12 protein-coding genes and 1 pseudogene are annotated in these 12,130 nt (G+C 40.2%); all 13 read right to left on the bottom strand.

What is annotated here, in order from left to right:
• Positions 1–24 precede the first annotated feature (24 nt).
• The 13 genes and pseudogenes from atpG to fghA all read right to left on the bottom strand — a co-directional run bounded on the left by atpG (position 25) and on the right by fghA (position 12,041).
• Complete coding sequence (gene atpG / locus L0B17_RS02175; RefSeq protein WP_235087253.1) at positions 25–885, bottom strand: F0F1 ATP synthase subunit gamma; 861 nt, start codon at positions 883–885, stop codon at positions 25–27.
• A gap of 51 nt (positions 886–936) precedes the next feature.
• Positions 937–2,478 (bottom strand): F0F1 ATP synthase subunit alpha, encoded by a 1,542-nt coding sequence (gene atpA / locus L0B17_RS02170; protein WP_235087251.1) that lies wholly within the window; start codon positions 2,476–2,478, stop codon positions 937–939.
• A gap of 14 nt (positions 2,479–2,492) precedes the next feature.
• Positions 2,493–3,026, bottom strand: a complete 534-nt coding sequence (atpH, locus tag L0B17_RS02165) for a F0F1 ATP synthase subunit delta (RefSeq protein ID WP_235087250.1) — start codon at positions 3,024–3,026, stop codon at positions 2,493–2,495.
• A gap of 15 nt (positions 3,027–3,041) precedes the next feature.
• Positions 3,042–3,512 carry a F0F1 ATP synthase subunit B gene (gene atpF, locus L0B17_RS02160; protein ID WP_188843211.1) on the bottom strand — a complete coding sequence of 157 codons (471 nt, stop codon included), beginning with the start codon at positions 3,510–3,512 and terminating at the stop codon, positions 3,042–3,044.
• A gap of 28 nt (positions 3,513–3,540) precedes the next feature.
• The gene (atpE, locus tag L0B17_RS02155) at positions 3,541–3,816 is read right to left on the bottom strand and encodes a F0F1 ATP synthase subunit C (RefSeq protein WP_235087248.1); all 276 of its coding nucleotides are present in this window, start codon (positions 3,814–3,816) and stop codon (positions 3,541–3,543) included.
• A 38-nt stretch (positions 3,817–3,854) separates the two neighbouring features.
• Positions 3,855–4,675 (bottom strand): annotated as a pseudogene (gene atpB, locus L0B17_RS02150) (F0F1 ATP synthase subunit A).
• 12 nt (positions 4,676–4,687) lie between these two features.
• Positions 4,688–5,071, bottom strand: a complete 384-nt coding sequence (locus L0B17_RS02145) for an ATP synthase subunit I (protein ID WP_235087246.1) — start codon at positions 5,069–5,071, stop codon at positions 4,688–4,690.
• 226 nt (positions 5,072–5,297) lie between these two features.
• Positions 5,298–6,179, bottom strand: a complete 882-nt coding sequence (locus L0B17_RS02140; RefSeq protein WP_235087244.1) for a ParB/RepB/Spo0J family partition protein — start codon at positions 6,177–6,179, stop codon at positions 5,298–5,300.
• A gap of 9 nt (positions 6,180–6,188) precedes the next feature.
• The gene (locus L0B17_RS02135; protein WP_226412236.1) at positions 6,189–6,977 is read right to left on the bottom strand and encodes a ParA family protein; all 789 of its coding nucleotides are present in this window, start codon (positions 6,975–6,977) and stop codon (positions 6,189–6,191) included.
• Between the two features lie 56 nt (positions 6,978–7,033).
• Positions 7,034–7,654, bottom strand: a complete 621-nt coding sequence (gene rsmG / locus L0B17_RS02130; RefSeq protein ID WP_235087242.1) for a 16S rRNA (guanine(527)-N(7))-methyltransferase RsmG — start codon at positions 7,652–7,654, stop codon at positions 7,034–7,036.
• A 113-nt stretch (positions 7,655–7,767) separates the two neighbouring features.
• Positions 7,768–9,657 carry a tRNA uridine-5-carboxymethylaminomethyl(34) synthesis enzyme MnmG gene (gene mnmG / locus L0B17_RS02125; RefSeq protein WP_235087241.1) on the bottom strand — a complete coding sequence of 630 codons (1,890 nt, stop codon included), beginning with the start codon at positions 9,655–9,657 and terminating at the stop codon, positions 7,768–7,770.
• Positions 9,658–10,141: 484 nt separating this feature from the next.
• Positions 10,142–10,585: an FMN-binding protein MioC gene (gene mioC / locus L0B17_RS02120; RefSeq protein WP_235087240.1), complete on the bottom strand. Its 444-nt coding sequence runs from the start codon at positions 10,583–10,585 to the stop codon at positions 10,142–10,144.
• A gap of 610 nt (positions 10,586–11,195) precedes the next feature.
• Positions 11,196–12,041, bottom strand: coding sequence for an S-formylglutathione hydrolase (fghA, locus tag L0B17_RS02115; RefSeq protein ID WP_235087238.1), 846 nt, complete (start codon positions 12,039–12,041; stop codon positions 11,196–11,198).
• Positions 12,042–12,130 lie beyond the last annotated feature (89 nt).

Below are 12,130 nucleotides of genomic sequence, written 5' to 3'. Positions count from 1 at the left end.
TAAACTTGATTTCGTTACCTAAACCTAAACCGCTGCAGCGCCTGATACAATTTCCGACAGTTCTTGCGTAATAGCAGCCTGACGGGCCTTGTTATAGACGAGTTGTAAACCATCGATCATGTCGCCAGCGTTATCTGTTGCCGCTTTCATTGCTACCATACGGGCAGACTGTTCAGAGGCAATATTTTCAACAACACCTTGATATACTTGTGATTCTATATAACGAGTTAGCAGTGTTTCCAAAATTTCTTTTGGATCTGGCTCGTAAATATAATCCCAAGGATAACTAGCTACTTCTTCATCTGATTTAGGTAAAGGTAGCAGTTGCTCGATCACAGGAGTCTGGGTCATTGTATTAACAAACTTGTTAAACACAATGTACAGACGGTCCAGTTTGCCTTCGTTGTAAGCTTTTAACATGACACGTACAGTGCCAATCAAATCAGCAAGTTTGGGCGCGTCGCCTAAACCTGATGCATGGGCAGATATTTCACCACCAAAGCTTTTAAAAAACTGAACAGAACGGGCACCAATTGGGCAAAACTCAATTTCTGCGCCTTGTTCTTTCCATTTTTTAATGTCTGTCACAACCTTTTTAAATAAGTTGGTATTCAAACCACCACAAAGACCACGGTCGGTTGCTACAACAATGTAACCAACCCGCTTAGCATCTCGAACTTCTAACATTGGATGTTTAAATTCGAGAGTACCTTGCGCTACATGACCGATCACTTTACGCATATTTTCAGCATATGGACGGCTTGCTGCCATGCGTTCCTGCGCTTTACGCATTTTGCTGGCTGCAACCATTTCCATAGCGGAAGTGATCTTCTGAGTATTTTTGATACTCGCGATCTTGGTTTTAATCTCTTTAGCGTTAGCCATCTCTACTCTCCAATCTGGGACCTGAGGTGCCCACGGACACCCCGTTCATTGTTACCAGGTTTGGGTTTCAATGAACTTGTCCATGCCTGCCTTTAACTCATCTTCGATATCAGCGTTATAATCGCCAGTAGCATTGATGGTGTTCATAAGGTCAGCATGTTGACTGTTCATGTATGAAAGCAGAGCGGCTTCAAAGCGACCGATTTCATTTAAAGCAACACTTTTAAGGAAGCCTTTTTCAGCTGCAAAAATAGACACAGACTGGGCGGCAACACTCATTGGTGCATATTGCTTTTGCTTCATTAATTCGGTTACACGCTCACCATGCTCAAGTTGAGCACGAGTTGCTTCATCTAAATCAGACGCAAACTGTGAGAACGCTGCAAGCTCACGATACTGTGCAAGTGCGGTACGAATACCACCAGACAGTTTCTTGATGATCTTAGTCTGCGCTGCACCACCAACACGAGAAACAGAGATACCTGGGTTAACTGCTGGACGAAGTCCTGAGTTAAACAAGTCAGTTTCAAGGAAGATCTGACCATCGGTAATCGAAATTACGTTAGTCGGTACGAACGCTGATACGTCACCAGCTTGGGTTTCAATAATAGGTAACGCAGTTAAAGAACCGGTTTTACCTGTTACTGCACCTTTAGTAAATTTCTCTACATAATTTTCGTTTACGCGTGAAGCACGCTCTAATAAACGAGAGTGTAGATAGAAAACGTCACCTGGGTATGCTTCACGTCCTGGTGGACGCTTCAATAGTAATGAAATCTGACGGTAAGCAACTGCTTGCTTAGACAAATCATCATATACGATTAAAGAATCTTCACCGCGGTCACGGAAGTATTCACCCATAGAACAACCAGAATATGGCGCCAAAAATTGCAGTGCAGCTGTTTCTGAAGCAGATGCAACTACAACTATAGTGTTTGCTAATGCGCCATGTTCTTCAAGTTTACGTACTACGTTGGCTATGGTAGAGGCTTTCTGACCAACAGCAACATAGACACACTTAATGCCTGAATCTTTCTGGTTGATAATTGCATCGATTGCCATCGCTGTTTTACCAGTCTGACGGTCACCAATGATCAATTCACGTTGTCCACGACCAATAGGGATCATAGAATCAACGGCTTTATAACCTGTTTGAACTGGTTGCGATACTGACTTACGTTCAATAACACCAGGAGCAATTACTTCAACAGGAGAGAAACCATCGTTGTCGACAGGTCCTTTTCCGTCAATAGGCTCACCAAGTGTGTTAACAACGCGACCAAGTAGACCACGACCAACTGGTACTTCAAGAATACGACCAGTGGTTCTAACTTTATCGCCTTCTGCTAAACTAGCATAAGGCCCCATCACTACAGCGCCGACAGAATCACGTTCTAAGTTCAACGCGATTGCAAAACAGCCACCAGGCAGTTCGATCATTTCACCTTGCATTACATCGGCAAGGCCGTTAATGCGAATGATGCCGTCACTTACTGCAACGATTGTACCTTCGTTGCGAGCTTCACTAACGACGTTGAACTGCTCGATCCGCTGTTTAATCAGATCGCTGATTTCAGTGGAATTCAGTTGCATGCTAAAACTCCCAATTACGACTGCAGCTTATCAGACAGACGCGATAACTTACCGCTTACCGAGCCATCAATGACTAGGTCGCCTGATTTAATAATCACACCGCCGATTAGCGATGGATCAATACTGCAATTCAGCTTAACTTTGCGTGCGAGACGTTTCTCTAAAGAAACACTAATTTGCTGCTGTTGCTCAGAGTTTAACTCGAAAGCAGAAACCACATCGGCCTCAACTTCTTTCGCCCACTCATTTCGGTATTCAGCAAAAATCAGCGATACAGAAGGCAGTATCGCTAAACGACCGTTTTCAGCCATTACCTTTATCAGGTTTTGACCTTGCTCGTTGACTTGTTCTCCACATACTTTAATAAATAGTGAAGCAAGTTCAGCACTCGCTAGAGTGCCATTAAGCAGTGGCTTTATTGATTCGTTTACACTTACCAATGACGCGAAAGTTAACATTTCTGTCCAACTGTCGACTGCTTTATGTTCAACTGCAAAGTCAAAAGCTGCCTTTGCGTAAGGACGAGCGATGGTGCTTAATTCAGCCATTACTCAACTCCTTAATCAAATTTCAGCAACTAGTTTATTAACTATGTCACTGTGGGCTGCTGGGTCAATCGAACGCTCAAGAATCTTCTCTGCACCAATGATGGCTAGAGCAGCTACTTGCTTACGCAAGTCATCTTTCACGCGATTACGTTCGTTCTCAATTTCTGCTTTACCCTGAGCGACAATTTTAGCTCGCTCAGCATCTGCTTCAGCCTTTGCTTCTTCAACGATTTGAGCTTTACGCTTGTTAGCTTGCTCAATAATTTCGTTAGCAGTTGCCTTAGCATCTTTAAGTTGCTCAGTGGCTTTCGCTTGAGCTAACTCTAGATCTTTTGCAGCACGGCCGGCATCGGCCAGACCATCAGCAATTTTCTTTTGGCGCTCTTCGATTGCATTCATCAACGGCGGCCATACAAACTTCATGCAGAACCACACAAAGAGCGCAAAAGATATTGCTTGGCCTAGCAGGGTAGCGTTAATACTCATAACGTTAACTCCTTACAGGGTGCTAAGATTAGCCAAGTTTAGCTACGTTTTCTAAGAATTGAGCTAAGAATGGGTTAGCAAATACGAAGAATAATGCAACACCAACCGCAATCATAGAGATCGCATCAAGTAGACCCGCTACGATGAACATCTTAATTTGTAATGCAGGCGCTAGCTCAGGCTGACGTGCAGAAGCTTCTAAGAACTTGCCACCTAAAATAGCAAAGCCAATACCAGTACCTAAAGCAGCTAGGCCAATCATGATAGCAACAGCGATTGCCGTAAAACTAATTACAGTTTCCATTTTATCTCCGATAAATATCTAATTATCAATTGTCTAAATTAATGTTCTTCATGAGCCATGCTTAAATAAACAATTGTCAGCATCATGAAAATAAAGGCCTGAAGCACTATAATTAAAATATGGAATATAGCCCAAGGCACTGAAAGTGCGAACTGAGCCCACCAAGGCATTAGTGCAATCAGAATAAAAATTAACTCACCTGCATACAGGTTACCAAACAGACGAAGCGCTAATGAAATAGGCTTCGCAACCAAAGTAACTGTTTCCAATATAAAGTTAACTGGAATCAATAACCAATGATTGAAAGGTTGTAATGTTAGTTCCTTAGTGAAACCGCCAATACCCTTAACTTTAATACTGTAAAACACAATCAACACAAACACGCTTAAGGACATGCCTAAAGTGACGTTTAAATCGGTGGTTGGTACAATTTTAAGGTAAGGAACACCTAATAATCTGTTTGCAGCTTCAGGTATAAAGTCAACCAGGATTAAGTCCATTAAGTTCATCAGGAAAATCCAGACAAATATAGTTAAACCTAACGGTGCAATAACTGCATTACGACCATTAAATGAGTCTTTTGCAATTTTATCAACACCTTCCATGCACATTTCAACAAAACATTGAAATTTACCTGGAACACCAGTGGTCGCTTTTTTTCCTGCTTTGCGGAATAACCACAAAAACAAGACCCCAAGGCCAACTGAAAACAAAAGTGAGTCAATGTGCCAAGTCCAAAACCCGCATCTTGACATGCATAATTAAAAGCAATTCCACCATCGGCAGAACACATTTTCGCATTAGTCAGGTGATGCTGGATATACTCGGAAGCATTTAATGCTTCACCAGTTGTCGCCATGATTAATCTCACTTAATTTTGCTTGAAGTATAAAGGGACTGTCCATGGTAATATAAGCCCTAAAACATAGGTTGCAAATAAAGGTGCGAACACCATATCTAACAAACCAAATGCCATAGAAAATAATACTATGGTTAGCAGTAACTTTACCGCTTCCCCCAGAAAAAACGATTGAACGACTTTTCTTGACGCACTTGCCCCCGCATGGGAAAAGGCTAGGGTTGCGAATACAAAATTGGGCAATACAGCAATAACACCTCCTGCAAAAGCAGAAAGACCATACTGAACTCCCCACAGAGCGAAAAGTAAAATTGATGTTGCCCCAACAACCGCCGCCTGAAATACCACCATTTTATAGGCTGAAGACCGGCCACGACGCGCTAAAACATTAGTCAAATTTTTCTCTCCGCATTCGTGTTTTTTGCGAGCTGAAGTCTAAATTAACTTTATTAACCCAGCCTTAACTTACAAAAAGCCTGCAAAGTATACCTTTTCGCATTTTGTTTGCAACTTTGATAAGTGTAAAACAGCTATTTTCAAGATGATTTGCCTGAAGAACCGCAAAAACAAAAATAGCTAGCTGCGTCACAAACTTACTGATGATGTGATTTTTTGTTAAAAATTAGTGAATTTTACTCAAAATACCGTCTAATTCAGCGAGATTTTGATAATTTATTACAATTTTGCCCTTTCCTTTACTACCATGGTTAATTGCAACTTTAGCACCTAATCTTTCAATTAACTGTTGCTCTAAACGGCTTACATCGTGATCTTTAGCGGTAGTTTCAGGGGTTTTAGTCGGATTTATTGCTTTATTAACTAATCGTTCAGTTTCACGAACAGTCATTTCTTTTGATGCGACTAATCTGGCAAGGTTAGTTTGCTCGTCACCTTCGATAGCAAGTAAGGCGCGTGCGTGCCCCATGTCAATATCACCATTCTCTAATAAACGCTTTACGGGTTCATTAAGACTGTTTAAGCGTAACAAATTAGATACTGATGCCCGTGACTTACCTACGGCATCGGCCACTTGTTGATGTGTGAGTTCAAATTCAGTTAATAGTCGTTGTAATGCTATGGCTTCTTCCATTGCATTGAGGTCTTCGCGCTGAATATTCTCAATTAGGGCAATGGCCACAGCCGCTTCATCGGCCACTTGCTTAACTAAGCAGGGTACTTTATTCAGCTTTGCTATTTGGGCTGCACGCCATCGACGTTCACCGGCAATAATTTCGTATTTAAATTCTGATACTTTACGCACAACAATAGGCTGAATAATCCCCTGTGAACGAATAGATTCAGCTAACTCCTCAAGTGCTTCAGGTGACATATCTTTACGAGGTTGATATTTGCCTGGTTGCAATAAATCGAGATCAAGGTGTATCAGCTCATTATCCTGTTGATTGATACTATTTTGTTGAATATCTGATTGTCGACTTGCTGCATTGCTATGGCTAAGTAGGGCATCCAAGCCTTTACCTAAACCGCGTTTCTTTACCGTCATTATCTTATCCTACGCTTGTTTAATGGTTGTTTGCTGCTCTGCACGGCGAATAATTTCACCCGCCAAGGCTAAATATGCTTTGGCTCCGGCACTGCTTTTATCATAATACATGGCAGGTGCTCCAAAACTTGGTGCTTCAGCTAAACGAATATTTCTTGGGATCACGGTACGATAAACTTTCTCACCAAAATGTTGTTTCAGTTGATCAGATACATCGTTAGATAGTCTATTACGGGGATCGTACATAGTACGCAAGATCCCTTCAATTTTTAGGGCCGGATTAACCATAGCGCCTAATTTGGTGATGGTATCAATTAATGCTGTTAGTCCTTCAAGAGCATAATATTCACATTGCATAGGTACTAACACAGAATCTGCTGCAGACATTGCGTTAACTGTCAGCATGTTTAGCGACGGTGGACAATCAATAAAAATAAAGTCGTACTGATCTTTAATCGGCGCAAGTGCATTACGTAAGCGAATTTCGCGAGCATAAAATTCCATTAATTTGATCTCAGCAGCAGTAACATCTCCATTGCCTGCTATGAGATCATATTTACCCACTGTGTTTCTTATCACCATTTCATCAAATGGTTTTTCTTCTACTAGTAACTCATAAGCGGTGTTTTCGACTTCATATTTGTCAACACCACTGCCCATAGTGGCATTACCTTGTGGATCTAAATCAATCAACAACACTTTACGCTTTGTGGCGGCAAGTGATGCGGCTAAATTTACGCAAGTTGTTGTTTTTCCTACGCCACCTTTTTGGTTGGCTACGGCAATGATTTTACCCACTATATTATCCTGTTGTAATTATTGATGTCCGGTATACGTATATCTGCTAGTGAGTATTACACTTTTACCAATTTTAATAAATGTCGCTGTTCATCAAGCTTTGGTACTTGTAAAACAATGGTTTCTATCAGTTTAAACTCAGCAGGTATTGCGGCTATTTCGGTTTCAGTCAATTGTCCTTTTAAGGCGTAAAATAACCCACCTTCTTTAGGCAAATGGTGGCACCAGTTCAGCATGTCGGTTATGGAAGCAAATGCTCTGCTCAACACACCATCAAATTTATCCTGTGGTTGATATGCTTCAACTCTGCTTTCAATGGAACTGAAGTTGTTAATCTTTAACTCAAATTGAACCTGTTTTTGAAAACGGATCCGTTTACCCAAACTGTCTAACAGAACAAATTCTTTATCGGGATTTAAAATAGCCAGTGGGATCCCAGGTAAACCGGGACCGGTTCCAACATCAATAAAACGTTGACCCTCAAGATAAGGGGATACCACTAAACTGTCCATCACATGACGGATTAACATTTGTTCAGGTAATCTAACCGAGGTTAAATTATAGGCTTTATTCCATTTATTGAGCATTTCAACAAAGCCAACAAGTTGTTTTTGCTGTAATTCTGTTGCTGATATATTTATTTCAGCTAAATAATCACTAAGTTGAGCAGCTAACACAGATAATGCCTCTTTAATTTAAAACGGTAAGCCTCGGTATTATGAAGCCGTAAAAGCACTAAGGGAAGCCTTATGGCTCCCCTTATTATTGAGTTTAATTAGTTTGTTTGAATTTATGCTGTTTTTCTTAATAAACCGCGTTTTTTCAAGTGCACTAATAAAATGGATATGGCTGCAGGAGTTATTCCTGATATACGTGATGCTTGACCTACTGTATCTGGTTTATGATTATTCAATTTCGCGATCACTTCATTAGATAAGCCTGGCACTTCTTGATAATCCAGATCTAATGGTAATAATGAGCTTTCATGGCGAATAGCTTTATCAATTTCACCTTGTTGACGTTGAATATAACCAGAATATTTAACCTGAATTTGAACTTGTTCTGCTGCTTGTGGATCTTCCAGTCCAGGACCAAAACCTTCTAAAGACATTAACTTAGCATAGTCCATTTCCGGACGACGTAATAAATCTTCAAAAGAGGCCTCACGCGATATAGGTGTATTTAACTCAGGGTTTAATACATCTAGCAAAGGTGAATTGGGGTGAACCCATTGACCACGGAGACGTTGCAACTCTAACTCGATCGATTCACGTTTTTTACTGAACTTAGCCCAGCGATCATCATCTACTAATCCTAATTCACGACCTTTTTCTGTGAGGCGTAAGTCAGCATTGTCTTCACGAAGCAGTAAACGGTATTCAGCTCGACTAGTAAACATACGGTACGGTTCTTTGGTGCCCAAAGTTGATAAATCATCCACTAAAACACCAAGATAAGCTTCATCACGGCGTGGACACCAACTGTCTTTACCTTGCACTTGTAAACTTGCATTCATTCCTGCAAGTAAACCTTGCGCAGCAGCTTCTTCATATCCGGTTGTGCCGTTGATTTGTCCAGCAAAGAATAATCCGCCGATCGCTTTGGTTTCGAGTGAGTTTTTCAGATCCCTTGGATCAAAATAGTCATATTCAATCGCATAACCAGGTCGCATAATTTCAGCATTTTCCATGCCTTTGATCGAACGAACTAAATTAAGTTGTACGTCAAATGGTAAACTGGTTGAAATACCATTGGGGTAAATTTCATTGGTACTAAGACCTTCAGGCTCAATAAATATTTGGTGAGATGATTTGTCCGCAAAACGATGTATTTTATCTTCAATAGAGGGACAATATCTTGGGCCTATACCTTCGATAACCCCAGAATACATAGGGCTTCTGTCTAATCCGCCTCGAATAATATCGTGAGTTTTTTCGTTAGTGTGAGTGATATAACAAGACACTTGTTTAGGATGCTGACTGACATCACCGATAAAAGACATTACTGGCAATGGTGTATCGCCTTTTTGCTCTGTCATTTGATCAAAATCTATTGTATTCGCATCAATACGCGGTGGCGTACCTGTTTTTAATCGGCCTACACGGATAGGTAACTCACGTAAACGATTGGCTAATGCGATAGCTGGCGGATCACCGGCTCTGCCACCACTATAATTTTGCATTCCAATATGTATTTTACCGCTTAAAAAAGTGCCTGTTGTTAACACCACGCTTGGTGCTTCAAATGCTAATCCCATTTGAGTAACAACACCTATAATTCTATTGTTTTCAACAACAACATCATCTACAGCTTGTTGGAATATACGCAAATTAGCTTGATTTTGAAGAATCTGTTGTATTTTTTGACGATATAAAGCTCGATCAGCTTGTGCTCGAGTGGCGCGAACTGCTGGGCCCTTGCTAGAATTTAATGTTCTAAATTGAATTCCTGCAAAGTCAGTTGCAATTGCCATTGAACCGCCTAAGGCATCGATTTCTTTAACCAAATGACCCTTTCCAATACCACCAATTGCTGGATTACAGGACATTTGTCCTAGGGTATCGATATTGTGTGTGAGCAATAGGGTTTTTGATCCCATTCTTGCAGCGGCGAGTGCAGCCTCAGTTCCGGCATGACCACCACCAACAACAATTACATCAAACCGTTCATGAAAATGCATTTGCAACCTACGTTAACTAATTTAAAAAATGGGTTAAAAAAATAATCGAGTTTTAGTCGAGTTCAAATTGAGCGGATCATTTTAGCATTTGCAGGGCACTTGGTGAAAGATCATTTTTACCTGTTCGATCTAATGAGGTTTGACTAATAGATCTTAAGATCTTTATATAGATCTTCTTATTATGTTTATTATTAGGATCGACTAAATCTGTGGGTAACGCTAATTTCTATTTAGTATTATGGGTTTACAAGATCTCAAACCTGTGATCATTCAGCGATCAAACCCAAGATAAGCTGGGGATAGATCGCACAGTTATCCACAGGGACGATCTTGATCAAGATCGGGGTGTGAACAGTACAGGGTTATGATCGTATAAATTAATAGTTTATCCACATACTTATAAATTAAATTAGTTTTTTGTGGATAAACTGGAACTAAATTGTGGGTGGTTGATCTTTTACACCCATAAAAAGTGTTAATAGATCTAAATGATCTGTTCCTGCCAACTAGATAACCATGATAAAGCGGGCTCTTCAGGGATAGGATCGCGTTGTACATCAATTTGGATCTTATCCACAATGGCTTTTGCTCCAGCGGCTTCAAATAAGCTAATTAGCAATTCAGGCCCCTGACAAAAAGTATCGTAACTTGAATCACCAATTGCGCATAAAGCAAACTGGTATTGTTTTAAATCCGGCATTTCTACTATTAATTGTTGATAAAAAGGCTGGATATTGTCGGGTAGATCACCTGCTCCATGGGTCGAACAGACTAAAATCCATAGTGGATATTCGCGTAAATTGTGTAGATTTGGGTCTAAAATAACGGCTGTTTGATGGCCTATTTCAACCAGTTGAGCAGCCAAATCATCAGCTATATACTCACTACCGCCTAAAGTTGTGCCAACTAATAGTGCTACTTTTGCCATGTTAACTCCAAATAATGTTCGGGATATCTATTCATTTTGCCTGATTTACTCTCGGTTTGTACCATTTAGATATTTAGACCATACAATTAGTATTCTGCGTGGTAAACATCATGAGGATGGTGCAGAGGGGTCATATTAGCCATGCGTGAGTATTTGCCAGTACTATTGAGGTACTGTGGGATGGGTTATATAGGCAGAGTTGCAGTTGCTATTTTGGGTTGTGGATCAGCGCCATAGTAGGCATAGCAACTAAGTTTTTTAGCTGTACTTTTGCCATTATGTACCGTGTGAATATGAAGATGGTGATTTACGGGGTTGTTATATATATGATTAGATTAGTTTTTTAAAGGTAATTCTTGGCTATATTGTTTGCTGCATCCGCCAGTTTATAAGAAATAGTTAATGTTATTGATGTTGCTCACGCATTAATGGCTATTGCAACAATGACATCTGCTTTTTTCTGGATCTTAAAGCTAAGGATGATTTGGTTAAATATTTTTATAAGTTAAAATTCAAGTAGCTAAATTAATTGGATATATATTGATTTTACAACTTAAAAAAGGAATGTAGATACATTCCTTTTTCATTTTTATAAGGTGGGTTTTACTGGTTAAAAATATCTAGCGTGAAAGCGTAGATGTTCTTCAATAAAACTAGAGATGAAATAATAACTGTGATCATAGCCTTCTTGCATGCGTAAGGTTAACGGGTAATTAACCTGTTTAGCGGCCTCTTGTAATGCTTGTGGGTTTAGCTGTTCAGCTAAAAAGTTATCATCACTACCTTGGTCCACCAGCGCTGGAATATAGTTTTTTTCATCGGTTAACATTTTTAGCCGCTCACAGCTGTCATATTCAAGCCAGGCATTGTTATCTTCTCCTAAATAGCCTTTGAAGGCTTTTTGGCCCCAGGGACAACTAATGGGGTGGCAGATTGGACTGAATGCTGAAACACTGCTGTATCTTGCAAGATTACTAAAGGCGATAAGCAGTGCACCATGGCCTCCCATAGAATGGCCGCTAATTGCACGTTGTTTTGTGACGGGAAAGTTAGCTTCAATAATGGCAGGTAACTCATCAACGACATAATCATACATTTTATAATGCTTATCAAAAGGAGCTTGGGTGGCATTTAGATAAAAGCCTGCGCCTAGGCCAAAATCATATGCACCTTTACTGTCATCTGCTACATCATCACCGCGGGGGCTGGTATCTGGACAAACAATAGCAATGCCTAATTCTGCTGCAAGTTTTAGTGCTCCAGCTTTTTGCATAAAATTTTCATCTGTGCAGGTTAACCCTGATAACCAATAAAGCACCGGCACTTTTTTTGTTTGCGCTTGTGGTGGCAAGAAAATAGCAAAACGCATACTACAGTGTGTGCTAGTTGATTGATGACTAAACTGTTTATGCCAGCCATTAAATACTTTAGTTGAGCTCACTTGTTGAATAGGCATCTTGATTCCTTTTGCTGTTTTATAAGAAAAACCTAATAACACTAAATAGTGTTATTAGGCTGTTCTATCTGGTTATTTTGTTGAATAAA

This window comes from Shewanella sp. OMA3-2 (genome assembly GCF_021513195.1).
In the GTDB taxonomy this organism is placed as follows: Bacteria; Pseudomonadota; Gammaproteobacteria; order Enterobacterales; family Shewanellaceae; genus Shewanella.
Note: the sequence above shows the minus strand (reverse complement) of the source record. Positions and strands in the feature narration are given on the sequence as shown.

Coding starts and splice junctions, on each gene's coding strand:
- atpG (WP_235087253.1), bottom strand. CDS start 885: ATGGCTAACGCTAAAGAGATTAAAACCAAGATCGCGAGTATCAAAAAT.
- atpA (WP_235087251.1), bottom strand. CDS start 2,478: ATGCAACTGAATTCCACTGAAATCAGCGATCTGATTAAACAGCGGATC.
- atpH (WP_235087250.1), bottom strand. CDS start 3,026: ATGGCTGAATTAAGCACCATCGCTCGTCCTTACGCAAAGGCAGCTTTT.
- atpF (WP_188843211.1), bottom strand. CDS start 3,512: ATGAGTATTAACGCTACCCTGCTAGGCCAAGCAATATCTTTTGCGCTC.
- atpE (WP_235087248.1), bottom strand. CDS start 3,816: ATGGAAACTGTAATTAGTTTTACGGCAATCGCTGTTGCTATCATGATT.
- L0B17_RS02140 (WP_235087244.1), bottom strand. CDS start 6,179: ATGACGGTAAAGAAACGCGGTTTAGGTAAAGGCTTGGATGCCCTACTT.
- mnmG (WP_235087241.1), bottom strand. CDS start 9,657: ATGCATTTTCATGAACGGTTTGATGTAATTGTTGTTGGTGGTGGTCAT.
- mioC (WP_235087240.1), bottom strand. CDS start 10,585: ATGGCAAAAGTAGCACTATTAGTTGGCACAACTTTAGGCGGTAGTGAG.
- fghA (WP_235087238.1), bottom strand. CDS start 12,041: ATGCCTATTCAACAAGTGAGCTCAACTAAAGTATTTAATGGCTGGCAT.